This window comes from Mucilaginibacter sp. (genome assembly GCF_028288185.1).
In the GTDB taxonomy this organism is placed as follows: Bacteria; Bacteroidota; Bacteroidia; order Sphingobacteriales; family Sphingobacteriaceae; genus Mucilaginibacter.
In genome coordinates this window covers 1-21,119 of sequence record NZ_JAQBOF010000016.1, presented here as the reverse complement: position 1 = coordinate 21,119, position 21,119 = coordinate 1, and the positions used below count along the sequence as shown (strand labels likewise).

Genomic DNA, 21,119 nt, shown 5'->3' with positions numbered 1-21,119 from the left:
CTGCGGGCGGAAGCGATTGGGCTGACTTGATTTTTTGGTTCCTTTTGTATCAAGACAAAAGGAACAGCCTTAGCGGCAATTGAGCGTCACCAAGTGTCAGGTACGACACGAGCCAAATTTGATTTGCTTACGTAGAGATCGCTTCGTTCCTCGCGATGATGGGTGGGGAAAAGTGGTGGTACCGTCACCTCTGTCAGACGGCCATGAGCGCTACGACACGTTCTAATACATCACCAAGTGTCCGGCAAAGATAAAACCAACAGCGCGGAATACATCCGGTTAATTATGGGTAAACTTACCCGAAACCGATGAAAGTTTATCATTCTGATGGCTAGTTGCAAGCTTAACCAGGTTGGGCTTACTTTCCTTGTTTGCGGTAGCATAGTCCATTGCCTGTTTAAAGGTAGTGACCCAAATCGTTTTTTGGTGTTTCCTCAAATAGCGAAGCAACCGGTAGTGGATCTTGGCGGAAACAGAAATATAATCGCCGCCTATGCCGTGAAACATAAAAATGCCCAGGCCACCAGCTTTTTGAACTTTTTTAACAAAGCCAATTAATTCGGCAGCGGTGTTGTTGCCTTCAAGCCCATAGGACGGAACGCGCAATAGGTCAAGGTGGGAAAAGTCGGTAACTACCGCATCGGTATCACCACCGGTGCGGGCATATTTTACTAATCCGTAATCGCGCAGCGAATCCACATAATCTTTCTTCCCGGCAGTGGTTTCAGAACAGGGATAGGCAAAGGTGCGACTGGTATGCCCGTCTATCGCATAAAGATAATTGTTCATTATTTCTATTTCGCGGAGCATTTTTTCTATCGTGTAGTTTTCAGAAGCAACGGGGTTGTCTTCAGTGCTAAGACAAGGATGATAGAGTGTATGGTTACCCAGCTCATAGCCCTCGCAGCTCAGCTTTTTCCATTTAGGAATGGTCAGCGTGTCTATATCCGCTGTCAGGAAAAAAGTAGCTTTAAGTTGCTGGCTGCGCAGTTGGGGGACGCCCACCGTTAACTGCGATTCCAGGGCATCGTCATAAGTCAAAACGATAGCTGCTTTATGATGCCCGGGCCATTTGGCCGGATGCTGCGCCTGCGCGCCCAAATACGCCAGTAGAATTATAAAAATAAGAGATCTCTTCACTAATCTCTGCTAACATCGATTCATGGTATTTGTTTGAATGATACGTGTTAGTAGAGGCGCAATGCATTGCGTCTCTACTAACATTCATGTCATCAACAATTCCGGCAAATATTATTTTACCCCCACCAACGTTAACGCATACCCCAACGTTCCCTTCAAAACATTCAAACTGACAGGTAAAACCTGGTCGGTATTATCGTTGGGGAACAACAGACAATAAACCGTTTGGCCGCTGGCCGAATCTATTACTACTTTATAGCAATAATCGGGCACGGCAACATGGCTGCCGGGTTTAATCAATTTGGCGGTAAAGATACCCCCGGCAGTAATATACAGTGTTTTGGTTTGCGATAGCGCACGGATGCGGGTTTCCCATACTTTCCAGATGCCACGGTTTAGCCGCGGTGTTTGCGGCAGGCAATTGTAAAAGCTAAATGTTTTTTTATCGAGTTTACAATCGTAGGCAAAGTCTTCGGCATTGGCCAGGTGCCCCTCGTCATAGCCCGAATGTGAATAATCTGCCGCTGTGGCCGTAAGCGTGCTATCGGCCTTAAATTTGTAATGCGCCCGACTGCAATCGCCTCCGCCATACTTTAAGGTATAGCTAACATATAAAGGCTCTTTAAGCGCGTACGAATAATGGGACGTATAATTACCCATATTAACCACTGTATCTACCTGCTCTGTGAAATGCGGCACAGTAAAAGGTGGCACGACAAATTGCGGCGCGGTAACCGGCGGTGCAGGTTGCTGGCAGCCCGCAAGTATAACAACAAACAATACCAGGAACTTTATCGCAGATCTCACCCGGCAAATTTAGGTTTAATTTATGGCGATAGCGGTAGCGGGATGTCAGCGATCTTATTTCAAATAATTTGTTTACGGTAATACTTAGTATGCTGCTTTATTTATGCTTCGGCGACATATAAAAAGTGATCTCGCCGCCATTCATAATATCAGCATGGCTTAAAAACAATTTATCTAATGGCTTACCATTTAATATGATCTTTTGGATATACACATTCTTAGCACCCTGGTTATTTACATGGATGGTAAACGTTTTACCGCCGCCCACCTGCACAACCGCACCATCAACCGCCGGGCTGCCAATGGCATATTGATCAGATGCCGGGGCAACCGGGTAAAAACCTAACGTGCTGAATATGTACCAGGCGCTCATCTGGCCGGTATCATCATTGCCGCCCAAACCATCCGGAGTGGGTTTATACATCTGCGGTAATATCATCCGGATCTTCTCCTGCGTTTTCCAGGGTTTGTCGGTCCAGTCGTACAAATAAGCCACGTGGTGCGATGGCTCGTTACCATGCACATAGTTGCCAATGATACCGTCTTTGGTAATATCTTCGGTTTCGGCAAAATATTTATCCGGCAGGTTATAGCTAAACAGGCTGTCCATATAAACTATAAACCGTTTGTTGCCACCCATTAGTTTTATTAATGATGCAGGGTCGTGCGGAACATATAGGGTATAGTTCCAGGCGTTACCTTCAATAAATCCCTGGTTGATAGTAGTAAACGGATCAAATTTATCGCGGAACTTACCATCGGTCATACGCGGATGCATAAAGCCGGATTTTGGGTCGTACACATTTTTATAGTTTTCAGACCGTTTAATAAATTCATTGTAAATAGCGGTGTTGCCTAGCTTCTTGGCCATTTGTGCAATACACCAATCATCATAAGCATACTCTAAAGTTGATGATACCGAGTTGCCATCTTTTTCGTCAGGGATATAACCCATATCCATATAGTAGCCAATACCCAAATAATCTTTATGGCGGGCGGTGGTCACGCAATCCTCTAATGCTTTATTAGCATCAAACGGCGCGTTGCCTTTTACAACCGCATCGGCAATAACAGATACGCTATGGTAGCCGCTCATGCACCAGTTCTCGTTACCCGAGTTGCTCCATACCGGCAGCATGTGTTCCGGGCTTTGGTCAAAATGCGCCATCATAGATTTTACCATGTCAGCATTACGGTCAGGGTCAATAATATTAAACAGCGGATGCAGCGCGCGGTGGGTATCCCATAAGCTAAACGTAGTGTAGTTGGTAAAGCCCTGGGCCGTATGTATGTTTTGATCAAGGCCCTTGTATTTTCCATCCACATCCATATAAACCGTAGGGTTAATCATGGTATGGTACATAGAGGTATAAAAATTCTCCTTGATTTCTTTATTTCCGCTGATGGTAATTTTATGCAGCTCTTTTTCCCATTGTGCCTGGCCATCGTTTTTAACTTTGTCAAAATCCCAGGTGGTGGCTTCGGCTTTCATGTTGGCCATGGCGCCATCCATGCTAACCGGCGATATGGCAAATTTTATTTTGATCTTTTCGCCTTCTTCGGTTTTAAAATCGAAGTAAGCACGAAGATTCTTACCGGCTATCTCCGGGAAGTTTTTAGCCTGATTGAATTTACCCCAGAAACCGCCATATACCTCGCGTTTCGAGTAATTTTTATAGCCATGGCCGGTAAACGGTTTAGAAAACTCCATAGCAAAATATAAAGCGCGGCTACGTGCCCAGCCGTTAGTTAACCTATAGCCTATTACGTGTGTATCATCTATCACACGCATGTAGGTCCACACGTTTTTATCGGGATAATTATAAATACCCGCCATCAGGTCAAGTATGATATGCGCGTTGTCTGATTTAGGGAAAGTATATTGATGAAAACCAACACGCGTGGTGGTAGTCATTTCGGCCAGGATATTATGCTCATCCAGCTTTACTTTATAGTAGTTGGCTTCGCTCACTTCGTTAGCATGCGAGAAAGGCGAACGGTAACCGCTATGTGGTTTATCAGCCGTACCGGGGTTAAGCTTTAACTGGCCGATTGTCGGCATAATTAAAAAATCGCCAAGATCCGAGTGGCCGGTGCCGCTAAAATGCGTATGGCTAAAGCCGACAATGGTTTTATCTTCGTATTGATAACCCGCGCAATATTTATAAACGTCGGGGTTATAATGCCCGTTCAATTCATAGCCCGCGGTATCAGTTTCGGGGCTTAATTGCACCATACCAAATGGCACGGTAGCACCCGGGAAAGTATGGCCCATGCGCTGGGTACCTACTATCGGCTTAACATATTGAACTAAATTTTCGGTTGATTTTTGTGCGTTGGCTATAAAAGCGGTGCAAACAAACAGGGCAGTAAGTATTTTCTTCATGAAGAAACAGGGAAAAGTTAATTTTTACAGACCCAAATATAAATTAAAATCTATAAGACCCGGCTATATCATACTAAAGGATAATGCTTTTTTATTTACAGATGTCACATTACACAATGCCTCAGGGAAATCGCTTTTAAAACTCAATAGCCATTAGGAGGCGCCTACGGGGCCCTTTTTTATATTTATTTTATACTATAAACAGGCGACTCCTCCGGAGTCACATTGATCAAAGCCATAAATAGTTCCAGCGGAACTACCTGTTTATAGAATACAAGATGGTGTTTTAACGGCTCCAGCGGAGCCTCCTGTTTTTAAAAGTGATTTTCCTAAGCCATGCCTGTAACACTTCATTTCATACCAATCTTTTATTTATATTTACCAAACACTGGCATAATGGCATACTTAAATATACTTTGTAACAACGGTATGTGTTTTGTGCTCTAATTATCAAAATAAATAAAACTAAAAAAAATGAAAAAGCTATTCACAGCAATATTAGTAGTAGTGGCAGCAATGTCATTAAGTTCATGCAGTTATAACAGCATGGTACAAATGGACGAAAACGTAAAAGGGAAATGGGGTACAGTACAAACCATGTATCAACGCCGGTCTGATTTGATACCTAACCTGGTTGAAGCTGTAAAAGGTGCTGCAAATTTTGAGAAAAGTACTTTAACAGCAGTTATAGAGGCCCGTGCCAAAGCAACGTCTGTACAGGTTGATCCATCTAAATTAACGCCCGAGTCTATTAAAGCATTCCAGGCCGCACAGGGCCAGTTAGGTTCGGCTTTGGGTAGATTAATGGTGGTGTCAGAACAATATCCTGAGTTAAAAACAAACCAGAACTTTTTGGGCCTGCAAGCCCAGATTGAAGGTACAGAGAATCGCATCTCGGTAGCCCGTAACGATTTTAATGATGCGGTACAACAATTCAATACCAAGATCCGCTCGTTCCCGGCAAACATAACTGCAAAGATGTTTAGCTTCACCGAGAAAGGTTATTTCCAGGCTGAAGCCGGTGCAGATAAAGCGCCGAAAGTAAAGTTTTAATTAGTGAATGAGTAATTGAGCGAATGAGTGAATGTTTAAAATATTCACTCATTCAAAACTCACTCATTCACTCATTATATTTATTCACTCAATCACTCATTCAATAATTCACTCATTAAAGACCCATGGCTGTATTTAACGACGAGGAGCAACAACGTATACGCGAAGCGATAGCCGATGCCGAAAAGCATACATCGGGCGAGTTGCGGGTTTGTATTGAAAAGACCTGTAGCGAGGATGTGCTTGACCGCAGCGCCAAGTACTTTTATCAGCTGGATATGCATAAAACCAAACTGCGTAATGGCGTACTGATATATGTTGCCGTGGTTGACCGTAAGTTTGCCATTATTGGCGATGCCGGCATAAACCAGGTAGTAACCGAAGATTTTTGGGACAGTACCAAAGAGGATATGCTTAACCATTTTAAAACCGGCGATATTGTTGAAGGCATTGTTACCGGGATAAAAATTGCCGGAGACCAGTTAGGCAAATACTTTCCGCATGACCTGGATAGTGATACAGATGAGCTTTCAAACGATGTTGCCTTTATGGATGGCGACTAATCCCTAAAACGATGTTCAAAAAAATTACATTATTTGTTGGTTTATTGCTGTGTACCTGGAGCATATTCGCGCAACAGCTTCCGCCTAAATCAAACACCATAGTTACTGATTATACCAATACTTTATCGGCCGATGAAAAACAACGGCTGGAAAGCAAACTGGTTGCTTTTAACGACTCGTCATCAACCCAAATAGCGGTAGTAATACTACATTCTATAGGTGATTATGATGTGAATGATTATGCTCAAAAACTGGGCCGTGCCTGGGGTGTAGGGCAAAAAGGAAAGAATAATGGTATCATGGTATTGGTTGCTTTAGATGACCATAAGCTATCTATCCAAACCGGTTATGGTGTTGAAGGCGCTTTGCCGGATATTATTACCCAGCAGATCCGCGTAAACGATATGAACCCGCGTTTTAAAGCAGGCGATTATTATGGCGGATTAGATGCAGGCATTGATGATATTATAAAATATACCAAAGGCGAATATAAAGCCGAAAAAAAGGCACGTCACCAAAAAAGTGACGGTGGTAGCCCGGTTGGTTTTATAATCATTATAGTTGTTTTTATACTCATAGTTGTATTCAGAAATAAAGGTGGCGGTGGCGGCCAGGTAATTGGCAGCCGTGGTAGTGCCAGTCCGTTCTGGTGGTTTTTAGCCGGGTCAGCACTCGGGCGCAGCAGCAATGGCGGCGGCTGGGGAGGTTTCTCTGGTGGTGGCGATAGCGGCGGCGGTGGTGGTTTCGGCGGATTTGGCGGCGGCGATTTTGGCGGCGGCGGATCAGGCGGAAGCTGGTAGGACCACTGTTTTTTTTGACTTGGGGATTTCGCTGATGCCTATTTAATCGGCTTACTAATCAAAAAAATCACATTGCCATATTACGCAATCATTCAATCATATTAAATCAACGGTTCAGAGATGAGTGACCTTAAATGGACTATCTGTAGTTCAGAATATATACATAAAGGCCCTTGGGCTACGTTACGGTCTGATGTATGCAAAATGCCAGACGGCCGCATTGTAGATCAATACTATGTTTTAGAATATCCCAATTGGGTAAACGCGGTGGCGTTGACTACAGATAATAAAATACTGATGGTGCGCCAATATCGTCATGCAGCAGGCATTGTTTCATTAGAGATTCCCGGTGGTGTTATTGATGGCGATGAAGAGCCGGCAGCAGCCATGCGCCGTGAATTACTGGAAGAAACAGGCTACCAGTTTGATGATATCGAATTAATCAGCATTGTTTATCCAAACCCGTCTACAGCAACCAATCATGTTTACTGCTACCTGGCCAAAGGCGGCATTAAAGTGCAGGAACAAGACTTGGATGAGCACGAAGAAATAATAGTTGAAGAATATACCATTGCCGAAGTAAAACAACTATTAGCCGATAATAAAATAGCCCAATCCTTGCATTGTACCGGATTGTTTTATGCTTTGATAAAGCTGGGAGAGTTGTAAGCAACCAGCCCATTATGTCATTTCGAGCATAGCGAGAAGTCTTATACGCCACGCAAGGCCGATTTGCAAGTTGTATAAGGTTTCTCACTCGTACCTTGTATCGAAATGACATCCAAATAAAATTCATGCTTTTTCTTCAAATAAATTTGCGGATCTCATTTCTTATCTGTTACTTTGAATAACAAAGTACTTTTATATGAAAGAAACTGACATTCAAAACGACCTGGCATCTATCCGCAGTTTGATGGAGCGGTCGTCAAAGTTTATATCATTGAGCGGCTTATCGGGCATATTAGCTGGTGTATATGCTTTAATCGGCGCAATTGCTGCTTACCCGTTGCTGCACCAGGCTCCTGTTTATCAATTATCATTTGGTGGCGGCTCTTACTCGCCGGCTGTGGGATATTTGGATACGTCAGTTTCTGTTTTAGCGCCTTTGTTCTTTATTGCTGTTGCGGTGCTTGTGGCATCGTTAGCAACAGGTGTGTTATTAACCTATCAAAAAGCAAAACGCAAGGGGCAAAAAATATGGGGTAAAACAAGTCGCGAGCTTTTGTTCAATATGGCAATACCATTAATAGCCGGCGGTTTACTAATCCTGATTTTCATAGCACGGGGATATTTTGGTATAGTGGCTCCGGCATCGCTTATTTTTTACGGACTATCATTAGTAGGTGCTGGTAATTTTACTTTTGACGGGGTAAAATCATTGGGGTTATGCGAAATTATATTAGGTTTGATAGCTGCCTTATATCCGGGATACGGATTGTATTTTTGGGCAATCGGCTTTGGGGTTTTGCATATTATATATGGCAGTATGATGTACTTAAAATACGATAGGTGAAAATACCATTTGATAAATTAGACAAAGCTTTTGAGAACCGCCTGCGCCTGCAAATTATGAGTGTGCTGGTAGCCAACCAACGGTACGACTTTAACTCGCTAAAAGATCTGTTGGATATTACCGATGGTAACCTGGCATCGCATTTAAAAGGATTAGAGAAAGAAGAATATATATTGGTTAATAAATCGTTTTTAGGCCGTAAACCTAATACCAATTATGAAGCGACTGATAAAGGAAAAAAAGCATTCGCGGGGCATTTGGATGCTTTGGAACAATTAATAAAATCAACAAAAAGTTAAATTATATTTTTTTATTCAAACACTTTGAAATACAAAGTACTTTTAAAATAATCACAATGGAAGACCAAAAAGACAAACCACAAGGATTTTTTAACTGGCTCAAGGAGTCGGTTACCCTAAAATTAATGTTCATAGGCATACTGGTATTATTACTGATCATCCCATCGGCAATGGTGGGGAACCTGATAAATGAACGGGCCGCAAGGCATGATGAAATGGAGAAGGACGTATCAGACAAATGGTCGGGAAGCCAGTTGATACAGGGCCCGGTATTGGTTATACCTTACAAAAGGCAATACAAAGATCATGATACCAGCAACAAATTGATTTTAAAAGAACTTACTGAAAACCTATACATATTGCCCGAAAGCCTGCACATAAAAGCAGGTGTAATTTCTGAAACCCTGCATCGTGGGATATATGAAACCGTAGTTTATAACACCCACATTAAGGTTTGGGGCAATTTTAAAGCCGAAATTGAGAAATTAGGTATTACTGCTGATCAATTATTACCGGCCCAGGCTCGTTTAACTTTTAGCATATCAGACCTAAAAGGTTTGAAAACTAATCCGATTATCAGATCAGGCGGGCAGTCCATGCAGGTGGAACCCGTATTTAACGAAAAAGGGTTGTTTAGTAACGGATTACAGGCTAATATCAACCTAACTACAATAGCAGACAAACAATTACCCTTTGATTTTGACCTGGATTTGAAAGGCAGCGAAGAGCTAAGTTTTTTACATACCGGCAAAACCACCGATGTAGAAGTTAACGGCAACTGGAAAACCCCAAGCTTTGACGGCCGCTATCTGCCGGATTACCGCAAGGTTACCGACAGTGGTTTTAGTGCAAAGTGGCGCATGCTTTATTTTAACCGCCCCTTTGCCCAACAATGGGCGGCTGATGATACCGTACTCAACAAAATGCAAAACCATGCAGATGCCATATTTGGCGTAAAGCTAAAAGTAGCGGTTGACCAATACCAAAAAACTACGCGCACCAACAAGTATGGTATTTTGATCATACTGCTCACTTTTATATCTCTCTTTTTAACAGAGCTAATAAGCAAGCAAAAGATCCATGTATTTAACTACATATTAATAGGTGCCGCCATGAGCATTTATTACACATTGTTACTTTCATTTTCAGAGCAAGTGGGCTACAATCTGGCTTATCTTATTGCATCAGTGGCAACAATTACACTCGTCTCTGTTTTTTTAGCGTCCTTACTCCGAAACAGGATGGTGTCCATATTATTTGCGGCAATCCTCTCTGTATTCTATGTATTTATTTTTGTTCTTATTCAATTGGAAGATCTTGCCTTATTAATTGGAAGCATAGCTTTATTTATAATTATATCGGCTTTAATGTATTTTTCAAGAAAGATCAATTGGGATAAACATTAACACAATATCATTAAACCTAAATCCTATCAAAACAAAAAGCCTTACTGCAAAAACAGTAAGGCTTTTAATTGAGCTAATGGCACCTTATATAGGCTAAATTCGTATAAAACAAAAAACCTTCTCATTTTCATGAGAAGGTTTTTTACGATGAATAAATATAGTTTTAAGCTAATTTTACATTTACCGCGTTAAGGCCTTTTTTGCCGTTTTGTACTTCGTATTCAACTTCGTCATTCTCGCGAATTTTGTCGATTAATCCTGATACGTGTACAAAGATTTCTTCGCCATCACTAGATTTGATAAAGCCGAAACCTTTAGAGTCATTAAAAAATTTTACTGTTCCTGTTGCCATTATATTGTTATTAAAGTTAATGCAAGGTAGTAAATATATTTAATAACCAACACTATAGGCATAGTTGCTATTTTTTTTTCTCTTTAATCTTTATTTCAATGGCATTATTTATGCTTTTTAAAGCTGCTATAAAATCTGTTTTATTGGGTGGAGATATAACAATGCTATCGTATTTATTATAAAATCTCGATCCTGTCTAATGAGAACGCGGGCGCACTTAAAACGCTGTTTGTTTCGGTAATTAATTTGATGGAGGCTATATCAATATCGGTATTATAAAAAAAACCGCAATGTACATTAAGCGTGTTGCCGGTAATGGTGTAATAGGTTGTAGTGTATAAATATGCTATAAAAACGCAAACCAGTAAGTTAATAGCTAAGGCATCCCATATATGGCTGACGATATAAAAGACTGACAATCCGCCAAACAAAGCAATAGCAACTATTAGTATAATGGGTTCTATTTTTGATTTATAAACCATGATTATGTTATACGTAGGACGTTTTACGTGGTACGTTTTATTTTAACTCATTCCAATTCAATTTATACGTCAAACGTACAACCTTACGCCGCATCTGATATATATTTAACCAAGCAGCGCTTTGCCACAGGCAGTAAAGTTTGTTCAAGCGGGAAGGTAATATCGCTATGCAAATAATATACCGCCGGGTTTGGCAAATAGGTATTACGTTTAATTAACTGCAGCTTTATAGCCTCGGGCGTATTTACCAGGTTATGTTCGTAAGTATCTATTAACTGTATGTTAATGCCGCGATATTTATCTTCCTTATCCTCGAAAATGGTAAAATGATACTCGTACAAATGATTGGTAGTTTCCGTACCATTGCGTAACGAAAAATAACCATCATAAGGCAGCAACGGCATTATACCGATTGGATCTATATTAAGGCGGCTTTCTACAAAATCATATATCTCTTTGCCGGTTTGTATGGCGGGGTCCATCTTATATAGAGCGTAGGCAATAATCTGCTCAATCTCCTGCATAGTACTGTCATCTTCCACAATTTTTTGATAGGTAAGTTTTACTGCGGCAATATCTGCCTTGGTTAACCGCTGCGGGAAGGAGTTTTGCAGCGTGATTTTATTATGCTTAAAACATACCAGATTATTGTAATGAAACACCAGGTCGCTCAAATTTGGATACAAGCGGCTCTTATCAAAATGACTGTTTATTTCTTGCAGATAAGCTAGCAGCACATACTTTTTGTACTCAAAATCTATATTACCCTCTATAAACCAGTTAATACCTAATGATTTCATAAATCTATCTCCCTTACATGCCCCTTAAATTAAACAAAAATGAGCAATTTTGCAATATGCCCAACGGAACCCTTTTTTTAATACCCGTACCGCTTGCTGATGAAGCAGCGGCCAAAACTTTTACCCCCTACCTGGTTGATACCATTAACAATATAAAAGAATATATTGTTGAGAACGAAAAAACCGCACGTCGCTTTTTAAAAGAGGCCGGGCTTAAAACCCCGCAGAGCCAATTGGTAATGCATGATTATGGCAAACATAGCCGAGGCAGCAGCCTCGGGATATTTTTTGTGGGATTACAATCCGGCAAAGATACCGGCTTGATGAGCGAAGCCGGGTGCCCCGGTGTTGCCGACCCAGGCGCAGAAATTGTTGCCGAAGCACATAGGCGTGGAATAAAAGTTGTCCCTTTAGTTGGGCCAAGTTCTATTTTACTGGCGCTAATGGCATCGGGCTTTAACGGGCAAAGCTTTGCGTTTCAAGGTTATTTGCCTATTGATAAGGTGGAGAGAAGTAAGCGTATCAGAGAGCTGGAAGGTTTATCAGATCGTCTAAATCAAACGCAGATATTTATTGAAACGCCTTTCCGCAATAACCCCTTGTTAGAAGAGATCTTAAAAACAGGGCATCCTAAAACTAAGCTTTGTATTGCCAGTAATTTAACCGCTGCGGATGAGTTTGTACAAACCAAAACTATCGCCGAATGGCAAACACAAGTACCTGATTTGCATAAAAAGCCAACTATTTTCATCATATCCCGCTCTATATAAGTGTTAATTGCAGAGCAACATACCAAGGTTTTAATTATCGGTGCCGGCCCATCTGGCTTGATGATGGCTGCTCAGTTGCTAAGGCATGGTGTGCAGCCTATTATTATTGATAGCAAACAAGGCCCAACAGACCAATCAAAAGCGCTAGCGGTACAAGCACGATCTTTAGAGATATACCGTCAAATGGGTGTGATAGGCCCCATACTGGCCAATGGCAAACAAGCTGGTGGCGTGGCCTTTAATGAGGATGGCAAAGTATTGGCCGAGCTATCTTTAGAAAACACTGGCAAAGGCGAAACCAAATTTCCGTTTGTCCTTCTATATCAACAAAGCAAAAACGAGCGCCTGCTGCTTGATTTTTTAACAACCAATTGCTGCCCTGTGTATTGGGATACTAACCTGATATCGGTAAAGCAAACATTGGGGCAGGTTGAGGTACAACTGCAATCAGGCACAGAAACTATAAATTTAACTGCCAATTGGCTGGTTGCTGCCGATGGCACGCATAGCGTGGTACGCAAACAATTGCAAATACCCTTTACCGGCGACAGCTACGCGCATGAATTTTATTTGGCCGATGTTGAATTGGCTAATGCAGCGCTTACAGGTAACCAGGTACAGCTTTATTTATCAAAAGCAGGCTTTGCAGGCTATTTCCCCATGCCAGAGGATAATTGCTACCGGATAATAGGCAATCTGCCCAAAGGTGTTGAACCTAGTGAGGATTTGCAGATAGAAGAAGTGCTGCCGCATTTAGACAACATAACACAAACAGACAATAATGTAGCGCATGTTAAATGGTTTACTACCTATCGCCTGCACCACCGTATGGCCGACAGTTTTAGACTGCAACGCTGTTTTTTAATTGGCGATGCGGCCCATATCCATTCGCCGGTTGGCGGGCAGGGCATGAACACCGGTTTGCAGGATGCCTATAATTTGGGTTGGAAAATGGCCGGAGTGGTAAACGAACAAATCCAAGAAAGCATTTTAGATACCTATGCAGCCGAGCGTATGCCGGTAGCTAAAGAACTGCTGAATACTACAGATAGAGTCTTTAAGATAGTAATGTCTACAAGTTGGTTAACCATGTTATTTAAAAAATGGATAATGCCCGGCTTGCTTAAGTTTGTATGGGGAAGGGAAGGCTTACGCGATATATTCTTCAGGCGGGTATCACAGATATTTATTAATTACCGGCATAGCGCTATCAGCCTGCATTTAAGCAATGGCAAAACTGTTAAAGCCGGCGACCGCCTCCCCTATCTTAAAGTATTTGACGAAAAGAAACAGGAAGAAACCGACCTGCACGAGTGGTGCACCAAGCCCGGTTTTACCCTTATTATATTAGGCAAACTACAAGAATTAGACCTGTTTACCCTGGCCAAATGGATAACTCAAAATTATGGTGTTAATTTAAATTTCTTCTACCTGCCACCATCCGCAAAAAATGAGGAAATATTTAAAATCTTTGAGGTGGCAAATGGAAGAAAGAAGACCTTAATTATTCGCCCTGATATGCATATTGGTTTAATTAATGATGTGGTTGATATAGAGATGATGGATAATTATTTAAATAATGTGGTAGGGTTACATAAAACATCAGCAACGAAATAGCAATGCAGAAAATCCATCAGCGTATTAAAAACAGCATCCTGTTTATGGTTGATCTGTTGTATCCGCTATTTAAGCGCTTCATGTCTTTACAAACCTTTAGGTATGCGGCTTGCGGTGGCGTAAATACGCTGCTTGATATTGGGCTGTTTGCCTTGAATTATCATTTAATATTTAAGAAGCATAATGTAACGCTGGGCGCCATTATCCTTAGTCCGCATATTGCATCATTATGGTTGGCGTTTTGTATTACCTTACCTGTAGGCTTTTATCTTAACCGGTATGTGGTTTTCCAACAGTCGGGTTTGCGCCGCAGGAGCCAGCTGTTTCGTTATCTTTTGGTAACGTTTATATGTATGGCACTTAACTATGTTTTGCTCAAATTATTTGTTGATTATCTGGGCTGGTATCCTACTCCATCAAAAATATTGACTACGGCTATTGTGGTTGTGGTTAGCTATACAAGCCAAACTTTCTTCTTTTTTAAAACAAAAGAGCCTGTTGATATGATGGGTTAGCAAAAATAAATCATCTATTATACTTGAGATTAGCCATGTATAGTTTCGGCTTTTCCGTAATTTTTAACCACCTGCGCCTCGTATGCCAAGAACTCTTTCCAGCGTTTATCTACGTCTATTGTAGCGGCGTGCTTTTTTGCCAGGTTAATAAACATAGTATAATGTGTGGCCTCGCTTATCATTAATTCGTGGTAAAATTCTGATAGCTGCTTATCATTAATATTTTCAGATAATACCTTAAAACGCTCACAGCTACGAGCCTCTATCATTGCCGAAAACAGCAGTCTGTCAATTAACTGCGCCTCTCTACCCCCGCCGATAATTATAAATTTGCGTAGTTCATTTACATAGTCGTCCTTACGCTCTTTACCCAACACATAGCCGCGCTGCAAAATAATTTCGTGCACACGTTTAAAATGATCCATTTCTTCCTGTACCAAAGCTATCATTTGCTGCACCAGGTCGCTCAGGTTTGGGTTTTGAACAATAAGGGTAATGCCATTTGTGGCCGCCTTTTGTTCGCAATAGGCATGGTCAATTAATAATTCTTCAATGTTGCTTTCTACCACATTCTTAACCCAGGTAGGGTCTGTTGGCAATTGTAATTTCAGGATTGTCTTTTCGCTCACGGGGCAAAGATAAAGGTTAATCCTCGTCAGTAAAAGCGGGATTGTTGCTTATTGAGCGGGCATGGTGGTGGACTGTAAGTATCTCTAAAACATCTTCGGTTTTATATCGATATATTATAAGATAGTTTTTAAAAACCAATTGACGGGCATCAATTGATCTATAATCGAATGGCTTTCCTAAATCGGGGAAATCAAATAACTGACTTATCGCATTAATAATTAATTGCTTTTCTAATTTAGCATACTTATGTGAGCCTTGTGCTATAAAGTCAACTATCTCTTGTAGGTCAGACTTGGCAGTAGGTAAAATATCTATTTTTATAGACCTTCTTTTAACCATTCTGTTTTAAATTCATTCCAATCCTGGCCTAAACCTTGATTTGATTCTCTAAGTGCTTGTTCAATTTTTGCCGACAATATAATTCTATCAAATATTTCTTCCACATCAATTTTATCTGGCATGTCGTTCAAAATATTCTGAAGCTTGTCTTTTGTAATTACCATAACATCTCCTTTTTTATAAAGTTAAAAAATTACTTATACAAACTCTTACTCTCAATAAACTTTAAAACCGGGTCTGGCACAAAATATTGCACATTCTTTTTCTCGGATATTGATTTACGTATAAACGTTGCAGATAACTCCATCTGCGGTGTCATGGTTATAGTTACTGACGGATGCGAAGCCAACTCGGCATTTTCATAGCCGGGGCGTGGGTAGACATAGATCTGGTAGTCGCGCAGTATCAATTTATAGTTTTTCCATTTGGGCAGGCTCACCAGGTTATCCGATCCCATAATCAACGCGAACTCATGCTCCGGGTATTTTTCTTTTAGATGGGTAAGTGTATCAATAGTGTATGATGGTTGCGGCAGTTTAAGCTCGACATCGCTAACCTGAATATTTTGAGCGTTATCTGTAGCCAGGCGAGCCATTTCCAGCCTATCGTAAGTATTAATCAGGTCGCCATATTTTTTCAGCGGATTTTGGGGCGATACTACCAGCCAAACCTTATCCAACGTAGTATGATTAGCCAGGTAATTAGCTATTATTAAGTGGCCAATATGTATGGGGTTGAAAGAACCAAAAAGCAGTCCTATTTTCATTATTTATCAGTTAATAGCAGTGTGAAGAAATATTAACCGGCAGCAACTATTTCAAAAAGCCCTTCACCAATTCTTCCGCCTCATTGCATGCCGTCTGAAGATCGTGATTTTTTAGGATAATATCAAATTTGGGCGCGTAATTCAATTCTTTTTCGGCTTTAGCAAAACGTTCTTTTAATTTATCCTCGCTATCGGTGCCTCTTCCTGTTAAACGTTCTTTAAGCACCTCTAATGATGGCGGCTGAACAAAGATAGCCAACGCCTGCCCATTATACTTGCGTTTAAGGTGCAAACCCCCTTCTACATCTATATCAAATATTACTATTTTACCTTTTTTCCAAATGCGTTCAATCTCCGTGCGCAACGTCCCGTAGAAGGTGCCCGAGTATACTTCTTCAAACTCAACAAACTGTTTTTTGGCAATCCGGTGCAAAAACTCCTCTTTACTAATAAAGTGATAAGATTTATCAGCCTCTTCATCGCCACGGGGTTGTCTTGTTGTGGCTGATACAGAAAACTCCAGTTCAGGAAATTTGGTAAGCAGGTGCTTAACTATGGTTGTTTTACCGGCTCCTGATGGTGCAGAAAATATAACAAGTTTTCTTTGTTTGGCCATTGGGTATTAGTCATTGGTCATTGGTCATTGGGTCATTGCATTAGCTACTTACTAATGACCAATGACTAATAACCAGTGATTATAATACGTTAAGTAATTGTTCTTTAATCTTTTCAAGTTCCTCTTTCATCCCCACTACCAATTTTTGCATATTGGCATCGTTAGCTTTCGAACCTAAAGTATTTATTTCACGGCCTATCTCTTGCGATATGAAGCCCAGTTTTTTACCATTGGCATCGGCATTTTTTAATGTCTCGATAAAGTAATCGCAATGGGTTTTCAAACGTATTTTTTCTTCGGTGATATCCAGTTTATCTATAAAATAGATCAGTTCCTGCTCAAAACGATTTTGATCTATACCTTCGCGGCCCACAGCTTCACTTAAAAACTGGTTAAGGCGCTCGCGTATAACAGGTATACGTTTGGGCTCTTCAATCTCAACCAATTTTAAATTATTAAGGATGATATCTATACGGTATTTAACATCCTGTTCCAACGTATTGCCTTCATCGCTCCTGAATTGCTGGAATGCGGTCATAGCTTGGTTGAAAGTTTTTTCAACTATTTTCCACTCATCTTCTGATAGCGTTTCTTCATCGTATTTAACAACTTCGGGTAAACCAAGCGCTAGTTGCAGCAAGTTGGTTGCCGGCTCATTCAACTCGGCACTAACCGCTTTCAGTTGCGAGTAGTAGTTCTTTAAAAGCTCGGTATCAATACCTGCCGCCTTTACAGGGGCCGAGTTGGCTTGCTCAACATTTATAGATAGGTTTACCTTACCGCGCTCTATTTGCTTGCTGCAATCATTACGTAACTGGAACTCTTTTTCTGAAAATATTTTGGGCAGGCGTAAAGACAGTTCGAGAAATTTACTGTTCAGGGATTTAATTTCGACCGTGTATTTTGTATTACCTGCGTCAAAACTGGCAATTCCATATCCTGTCATGGATTTTATCATGCGCAAAGATAGTTTTTTTTAGCGATTCGGGTTAAAGATTAGTGATTGAAGATTAAAGATTGGAGGATTGCAAGCGTTTAAAAATCTACAATATTGATAAGAAAACCCATTCTTAATCGTTAACCTTTAATAGATAACTAGTAGTAACAAATCAAAAATTAACATTTTTTTACAATTTCCCTCAAATACAATGCTTAGTTTTGCATGTTGAATAATCCATCCCCATATAATAAACTAGGTGCAATAATATTTTTTTGTTTTTGCCTGGGCTTTAATGCTTCTGCACAAAAATTGTTTACGGTAAAAGGTGTCGTGTTTAAAAAAAACACCCCTATTACTATATCAATGGCTAACGTAGCTAACATAAGCAGGAAGATGCCCGAGACGACAAGTGATGAACTTGGCAGCTTTCATATCCAGGCAGCTTTAGGTGATACCTTACTCTTTAAAAAAGCAGATTATACGCCTCAATTTATAGTGGTACAAAATTATATGGACCAGTCTGTATATATGCAGCCTGTCATCCATTTAAATGAGGTTGATATTAAGGATATCAGCAAACGCCAGGCGCTAAATAATGTGATGGATGATTATAAAAAAAAGGGTCAATATTATTCATTAGATCCCAGTGTCGGCTCTGTTTTAACGTCCCCGATAACGGGTTTATATGAATTGTTTGGCAAAGGGGCTTCCCAAGCCCGCAAATTCAGGCAATATTCTAAAGAAGAAATGGAGCGTATTGAAATCAGTAAACGGTACAATAGGCCATTGGTGAAGAAAACAACCAACATCCCCGATACCGACATAGAAGATTTTATGCTTGCCTTTACACCTAATGTTGAAGATATAAGGATATGGAGTGATTATGATATTGTAACCTATATCAAAAAGTCATACGCTTATTTTGTTGAGAATAAGTCATCCTTAAAAATAGAAAAGCTGTATTAGATTTTTCTGTAAAAGGGGCAGTAAAAGCAGATAATTAAATACCCAAAGCCTCGCAGGCTTTTTCGGCGGCTAACTTCTCTGCATTTTTCTTGCTAAATTCTTTTCCAAGGCCCATTATTTGGTTATCAACACTTGCTTGTACAGTAAAAAGTTTGGTGTTTTCGCCATCGCCATTGTCAACAAGGTCAAAAGATATATCCTTACCATGGCGCTGGCACCACTCTATCAATTTACTTTTAAAGTTGGTTTCGGTTTGCTCAAGCGTATGGATATCAATATGCGATTTAATGATATGATTCACCAAAAAATGCTTGGTAAAATCATAGCCTTTATCCAAATATACAGCACCTATCAATGCTTCAAAAGCATCGCCTAATAATGATCCCTGCCTGGTTGGGCCCAAGGCGCGGCTATCATACTCTATCAGATCTTCAAAGCCAAGTTTGCGGGCAAGTTGGTTAAGATTTACCCGGCTTACAATTTTTGATCGTAGCTCGGTTAAAAAACCCTCATCCTCATAAGGATAAAGCTTAAACAGCACTTCGGCCACAACGCTGCCTAAAACGGCATCGCCTAAAAACTCAAGACGCTCGTTACTGTTTTTTACACCTTTTTTTACGTTTTGCGCTACAGATTTATGACGAAATGCCAACCTGTATAACGACAAATTGCCCGGTACAAAACCGAGCAAATTCTTTAAAACTTTAACGTATTTTCTGTGTGGAGAAAGATATAGCTTATATAACCGACTGACAGGCATCCGGTATTAAGCTTCGTACTTTTTAAATATTACAGAAGCATTGTGGCCGCCAAAACCAAAACCGTTACTTTGTACAATGTTTATATCCCGTTTTTGAGCCTTGTTAAAAGTAAAGTTTATTTTAGGATCAAAACTAGGATCATCAGTAAAGTGATTAATGGTTGGCGGTATTATGCCATTGTTTAGCGCCAGTATGGATGCAATGGCTTCAACAGCGCCGGCAGCACCTAATAAGTGGCCTGTCATTGATTTGGTTGAGCTGATATTTATCCTGTAAATATCTTCGCCAAAAACATCTTGTATAGCTTTTATTTCCTGCGGATCACCAATTGGAGTAGATGTTCCGTGTACGTTTACATAATCAATATCTGATGGTGTCAAACCTGCATCCTCAAGTGCAGAGCGCATTACCAGGGCAGCACCAAGGCCGTCAGGATGCGGAGCAGTCATGTGATAAGCATCAGCACTCATGCCGCCGCCCATCATTTCTGCATAAATTTTAGCACCGCGTGCCTTAGCATGTTCCAGTTCTTCCAAAATAATGGTCCCCGCACCTTCACCGGCAACAAAACCATCGCGGTCAAGATCAAACGGGCGCGATGCCGTTGCAGGATCATCATTACGTACAGATAACGCGTGCATAGCATTAAATCCGCCTATACCGGCTTCATTAATAATAGCCTCAGACCCGCCGCTTATAAACATATTAGCTTTACCCAGGCGGATATAGTTAAATGAGTCTATCAACGAATTGTTTGATGATGCGCAAGCGGATACTGTTGAGAAATTTGGACCACGCAAACCGTATTTGATGGAGATATGGCCCGGGGCAATATCGGCTATCATTTTTGGTATAAAGAACGGATTAAACCGGGGTGAACCATCGCCCTTGGCAAAGTTAACCACCTCATCTAAAAACGTTTTTAATCCGCCGATGCCTGAACCCCAGATAACGCCAATACGGCTGGTATCTAATTTTGAAAAATCTAAACCGGCATCTTTTACTGCTTCTTCGGTGCTATACAGGGCGTATTGCACAAAAGGATCAAGCTTACGCGCATCCTTTCGTCCTAAAAAAGCGTCCGCGTCAAAGCCTTTTACTTCGCACGCAAATTTTGTTTTGAATAATGTTGTATCAAAACTTTTGATCATGGCTGCGCCACTTACTCCATTGATCAATGAGTTCCAATATTCTGAAACGTTGTTGCCAATTGGAGTAAGTGCCCCAAGCCCGGTTACTACAACTCTTTTAAACCCCATTTAATTAAATTAAGGAGAGCTTATTTAACGTTTTTTTCAAGGTAAGCCACAGCTTGACCTACTGTGCCGATTGTTTCAGCCTGATCGTCAGGAATAGCGACATTAAATTCTTTTTCGAACTCCATGATAAGTTCCACGGTATCTAAAGAGTCAGCACCAAGATCGTTGGTGAAGCTAGCCTCGGGGGTAACTTCACTTTCGTCAACACCCAGTTTTTCTACGATTATAGCTTTTACTCTTGAAGCGATATCAGACATAGTATTATAGTTTAATGATTAATAATTTCAGTGCAAAGAAAAATAAAATCTATCAAATATCAAATCTAAAACTTTTTAGTTT

27 protein-coding genes are annotated in these 21,119 nt (G+C 40.7%); 11 read left to right on the top strand and 16 right to left on the bottom strand.

Translation table 11 applies throughout. From position 1 onward, the window contains the following. Positions 1–279: 279 nt before the first annotated feature. From JWQ34_RS07120 to JWQ34_RS07110, 3 genes are all read right to left on the bottom strand, one after another. The gene (locus tag JWQ34_RS07120) at positions 280–1,140 is read right to left on the bottom strand and encodes a polysaccharide deacetylase family protein (protein WP_299355926.1); all 861 of its coding nucleotides are present in this window, start codon (positions 1,138–1,140) and stop codon (positions 280–282) included. 111 nt (positions 1,141–1,251) lie between these two features. Continuing rightward, positions 1,252–1,947: a DNA/RNA non-specific endonuclease gene (locus JWQ34_RS07115; RefSeq protein ID WP_299355925.1), complete on the bottom strand. Its 696-nt coding sequence runs from the start codon at positions 1,945–1,947 to the stop codon at positions 1,252–1,254. A 97-nt stretch (positions 1,948–2,044) separates the two neighbouring features. Beyond that, positions 2,045–4,333, bottom strand: a complete 2,289-nt coding sequence (locus JWQ34_RS07110; RefSeq protein WP_299355923.1) for a GH92 family glycosyl hydrolase — start codon at positions 4,331–4,333, stop codon at positions 2,045–2,047. A gap of 474 nt (positions 4,334–4,807) precedes the next feature. Here JWQ34_RS07110 and JWQ34_RS07105 point away from each other — a divergent pair, with 474 nt between their 5' ends. The 7 genes from JWQ34_RS07105 to creD all read left to right on the top strand — a co-directional run bounded on the left by JWQ34_RS07105 (position 4,808) and on the right by creD (position 9,967). Then, positions 4,808–5,386, top strand: coding sequence for a LemA family protein (locus tag JWQ34_RS07105; protein ID WP_299355921.1), 579 nt, complete (start codon positions 4,808–4,810; stop codon positions 5,384–5,386). Between the two features lie 125 nt (positions 5,387–5,511). Next, on the top strand, positions 5,512–5,949 hold the full coding sequence (locus JWQ34_RS07100) for a TPM domain-containing protein (RefSeq protein WP_299355919.1): 438 nt from the start codon (positions 5,512–5,514) through the stop codon (positions 5,947–5,949). Positions 5,950–5,960: 11 nt separating this feature from the next. Then, on the top strand, positions 5,961–6,749 hold the full coding sequence (locus tag JWQ34_RS07095; RefSeq protein ID WP_299355917.1) for a TPM domain-containing protein: 789 nt from the start codon (positions 5,961–5,963) through the stop codon (positions 6,747–6,749). Between the two features lie 120 nt (positions 6,750–6,869). Beyond that, positions 6,870–7,418: an NUDIX hydrolase gene (locus JWQ34_RS07090; RefSeq protein WP_299355915.1), complete on the top strand. Its 549-nt coding sequence runs from the start codon at positions 6,870–6,872 to the stop codon at positions 7,416–7,418. 196 nt (positions 7,419–7,614) lie between these two features. After that, the gene (locus JWQ34_RS07085; RefSeq protein WP_299355913.1) at positions 7,615–8,262 is read left to right on the top strand and encodes a hypothetical protein; all 648 of its coding nucleotides are present in this window, start codon (positions 7,615–7,617) and stop codon (positions 8,260–8,262) included. Then, the gene (locus JWQ34_RS07080) at positions 8,259–8,561 is read left to right on the top strand and encodes a transcriptional regulator (RefSeq protein WP_299355911.1); all 303 of its coding nucleotides are present in this window, start codon (positions 8,259–8,261) and stop codon (positions 8,559–8,561) included. The genes JWQ34_RS07085 and JWQ34_RS07080 overlap by 4 nt, the downstream gene beginning before the upstream one ends. A 56-nt stretch (positions 8,562–8,617) precedes the next feature. Beyond that, entirely contained in the window at positions 8,618–9,967 is a 1,350-nt protein-coding gene (creD, locus tag JWQ34_RS07075; RefSeq protein ID WP_299355909.1) for a cell envelope integrity protein CreD, read from the top strand. Positions 9,968–10,130: 163 nt separating this feature from the next. Here creD and JWQ34_RS07070 read toward each other — a convergent pair whose 3' ends face one another. The 4 genes from JWQ34_RS07070 to JWQ34_RS07060 form a co-directional block, all read right to left on the bottom strand. Beyond that, on the bottom strand, positions 10,131–10,319 hold the full coding sequence (locus JWQ34_RS07070; protein WP_299355907.1) for a cold shock domain-containing protein: 189 nt from the start codon (positions 10,317–10,319) through the stop codon (positions 10,131–10,133). Positions 10,320–10,386: 67 nt separating this feature from the next. Then, entirely contained in the window at positions 10,387–10,476 is a 90-nt protein-coding gene (locus JWQ34_RS19130) for a hypothetical protein (RefSeq protein WP_367278601.1), read from the bottom strand. A gap of 19 nt (positions 10,477–10,495) precedes the next feature. Further along, positions 10,496–10,801: a PH domain-containing protein gene (locus tag JWQ34_RS07065; RefSeq protein WP_299355905.1), complete on the bottom strand. Its 306-nt coding sequence runs from the start codon at positions 10,799–10,801 to the stop codon at positions 10,496–10,498. Positions 10,802–10,884: 83 nt separating this feature from the next. Then, complete coding sequence (locus JWQ34_RS07060; protein ID WP_299355903.1) at positions 10,885–11,601, bottom strand: hypothetical protein; 717 nt, start codon at positions 11,599–11,601, stop codon at positions 10,885–10,887. 56 nt (positions 11,602–11,657) lie between these two features. On the opposite strand from JWQ34_RS07060, the gene JWQ34_RS07055 reads away from it, so the two are divergent. From JWQ34_RS07055 to JWQ34_RS07045, 3 genes are read left to right on the top strand one after another with little or no spacing between them, the layout of a single operon-like run. Continuing rightward, complete coding sequence (locus tag JWQ34_RS07055; protein ID WP_299355901.1) at positions 11,658–12,371, top strand: SAM-dependent methyltransferase; 714 nt, start codon at positions 11,658–11,660, stop codon at positions 12,369–12,371. Then, on the top strand, positions 12,372–13,988 hold the full coding sequence (locus tag JWQ34_RS07050; RefSeq protein ID WP_299355899.1) for an FAD-dependent monooxygenase: 1,617 nt from the start codon (positions 12,372–12,374) through the stop codon (positions 13,986–13,988). Between the two features lie 2 nt (positions 13,989–13,990). Beyond that, positions 13,991–14,503: a GtrA family protein gene (locus JWQ34_RS07045; protein ID WP_299355897.1), complete on the top strand. Its 513-nt coding sequence runs from the start codon at positions 13,991–13,993 to the stop codon at positions 14,501–14,503. 29 nt (positions 14,504–14,532) lie between these two features. Here JWQ34_RS07045 and JWQ34_RS07040 read toward each other — a convergent pair whose 3' ends face one another. From JWQ34_RS07040 to JWQ34_RS07015, 6 genes are all read right to left on the bottom strand, one after another. Then, positions 14,533–15,132: a tRNA-(ms[2]io[6]A)-hydroxylase gene (locus tag JWQ34_RS07040; RefSeq protein WP_299355895.1), complete on the bottom strand. Its 600-nt coding sequence runs from the start codon at positions 15,130–15,132 to the stop codon at positions 14,533–14,535. A gap of 16 nt (positions 15,133–15,148) precedes the next feature. Next, positions 15,149–15,472, bottom strand: coding sequence for a type II toxin-antitoxin system RelE/ParE family toxin (locus tag JWQ34_RS07035; protein WP_299355893.1), 324 nt, complete (start codon positions 15,470–15,472; stop codon positions 15,149–15,151). Continuing rightward, a complete protein-coding gene (locus JWQ34_RS07030; RefSeq protein ID WP_299355891.1) occupies positions 15,451–15,636 on the bottom strand; it encodes a hypothetical protein in 186 nt (61 codons plus the stop codon). The genes JWQ34_RS07035 and JWQ34_RS07030 overlap by 22 nt, the downstream gene beginning before the upstream one ends. A 29-nt stretch (positions 15,637–15,665) precedes the next feature. Next, a complete protein-coding gene (nadD, locus tag JWQ34_RS07025) occupies positions 15,666–16,238 on the bottom strand; it encodes a nicotinate (nicotinamide) nucleotide adenylyltransferase (RefSeq protein ID WP_299355889.1) in 573 nt (190 codons plus the stop codon). A 46-nt stretch (positions 16,239–16,284) separates the two neighbouring features. After that, complete coding sequence (gene gmk, locus JWQ34_RS07020) at positions 16,285–16,854, bottom strand: guanylate kinase (protein WP_299355887.1); 570 nt, start codon at positions 16,852–16,854, stop codon at positions 16,285–16,287. A 79-nt stretch (positions 16,855–16,933) separates the two neighbouring features. Beyond that, positions 16,934–17,800 carry a YicC/YloC family endoribonuclease gene (locus tag JWQ34_RS07015; RefSeq protein ID WP_299355885.1) on the bottom strand — a complete coding sequence of 289 codons (867 nt, stop codon included), beginning with the start codon at positions 17,798–17,800 and terminating at the stop codon, positions 16,934–16,936. Between the two features lie 216 nt (positions 17,801–18,016). Here JWQ34_RS07015 and JWQ34_RS07010 point away from each other — a divergent pair, with 216 nt between their 5' ends. Continuing rightward, the gene (locus JWQ34_RS07010) at positions 18,017–18,760 is read left to right on the top strand and encodes a hypothetical protein (protein WP_299355883.1); all 744 of its coding nucleotides are present in this window, start codon (positions 18,017–18,019) and stop codon (positions 18,758–18,760) included. Between the two features lie 34 nt (positions 18,761–18,794). On the opposite strand, the gene rnc is transcribed toward JWQ34_RS07010, so the two are convergent. Genes rnc through JWQ34_RS06995 form a run of 3 tightly spaced genes read right to left on the bottom strand, consistent with a single transcriptional unit; the run spans position 18,795 to position 21,037 of the window. Further along, positions 18,795–19,520: a ribonuclease III gene (gene rnc, locus JWQ34_RS07005; protein ID WP_299355881.1), complete on the bottom strand. Its 726-nt coding sequence runs from the start codon at positions 19,518–19,520 to the stop codon at positions 18,795–18,797. 6 nt (positions 19,521–19,526) lie between these two features. Then, a complete protein-coding gene (gene fabF, locus JWQ34_RS07000; RefSeq protein ID WP_299355879.1) occupies positions 19,527–20,780 on the bottom strand; it encodes a beta-ketoacyl-ACP synthase II in 1,254 nt (417 codons plus the stop codon). A 20-nt stretch (positions 20,781–20,800) separates the two neighbouring features. Beyond that, entirely contained in the window at positions 20,801–21,037 is a 237-nt protein-coding gene (locus tag JWQ34_RS06995) for an acyl carrier protein (RefSeq protein ID WP_031266521.1), read from the bottom strand. Positions 21,038–21,119 lie beyond the last annotated feature (82 nt).

Coding starts and splice junctions, on each gene's coding strand:
- fabF (WP_299355879.1), bottom strand. CDS start 20,780: ATGGGGTTTAAAAGAGTTGTAGTAACCGGGCTTGGGGCACTTACTCCA.
- JWQ34_RS06995 (WP_031266521.1), bottom strand. CDS start 21,037: ATGTCTGATATCGCTTCAAGAGTAAAAGCTATAATCGTAGAAAAACTG.
- nadD (WP_299355889.1), bottom strand. CDS start 16,238: ATGAAAATAGGACTGCTTTTTGGTTCTTTCAACCCCATACATATTGGC.
- JWQ34_RS07015 (WP_299355885.1), bottom strand. CDS start 17,800: ATGACAGGATATGGAATTGCCAGTTTTGACGCAGGTAATACAAAATAC.
- gmk (WP_299355887.1), bottom strand. CDS start 16,854: ATGGCCAAACAAAGAAAACTTGTTATATTTTCTGCACCATCAGGAGCC.
- JWQ34_RS07010 (WP_299355883.1), top strand. CDS start 18,017: ATGTTGAATAATCCATCCCCATATAATAAACTAGGTGCAATAATATTT.
- rnc (WP_299355881.1), bottom strand. CDS start 19,520: ATGCCTGTCAGTCGGTTATATAAGCTATATCTTTCTCCACACAGAAAA.
- JWQ34_RS07070 (WP_299355907.1), bottom strand. CDS start 10,319: ATGGCAACAGGAACAGTAAAATTTTTTAATGACTCTAAAGGTTTCGGC.
- JWQ34_RS07045 (WP_299355897.1), top strand. CDS start 13,991: ATGCAGAAAATCCATCAGCGTATTAAAAACAGCATCCTGTTTATGGTT.
- JWQ34_RS07060 (WP_299355903.1), bottom strand. CDS start 11,601: ATGAAATCATTAGGTATTAACTGGTTTATAGAGGGTAATATAGATTTT.
- JWQ34_RS07065 (WP_299355905.1), bottom strand. CDS start 10,801: ATGGTTTATAAATCAAAAATAGAACCCATTATACTAATAGTTGCTATT.
- JWQ34_RS07085 (WP_299355913.1), top strand. CDS start 7,615: ATGAAAGAAACTGACATTCAAAACGACCTGGCATCTATCCGCAGTTTG.
- JWQ34_RS07105 (WP_299355921.1), top strand. CDS start 4,808: ATGAAAAAGCTATTCACAGCAATATTAGTAGTAGTGGCAGCAATGTCA.
- JWQ34_RS07100 (WP_299355919.1), top strand. CDS start 5,512: ATGGCTGTATTTAACGACGAGGAGCAACAACGTATACGCGAAGCGATA.
- JWQ34_RS07110 (WP_299355923.1), bottom strand. CDS start 4,333: ATGAAGAAAATACTTACTGCCCTGTTTGTTTGCACCGCTTTTATAGCC.
- JWQ34_RS07095 (WP_299355917.1), top strand. CDS start 5,961: ATGTTCAAAAAAATTACATTATTTGTTGGTTTATTGCTGTGTACCTGG.
- JWQ34_RS07030 (WP_299355891.1), bottom strand. CDS start 15,636: ATGGTAATTACAAAAGACAAGCTTCAGAATATTTTGAACGACATGCCA.
- JWQ34_RS07035 (WP_299355893.1), bottom strand. CDS start 15,472: ATGGTTAAAAGAAGGTCTATAAAAATAGATATTTTACCTACTGCCAAG.
- JWQ34_RS07055 (WP_299355901.1), top strand. CDS start 11,658: ATGCCCAACGGAACCCTTTTTTTAATACCCGTACCGCTTGCTGATGAA.
- JWQ34_RS07090 (WP_299355915.1), top strand. CDS start 6,870: ATGAGTGACCTTAAATGGACTATCTGTAGTTCAGAATATATACATAAA.
- creD (WP_299355909.1), top strand. CDS start 8,618: ATGGAAGACCAAAAAGACAAACCACAAGGATTTTTTAACTGGCTCAAG.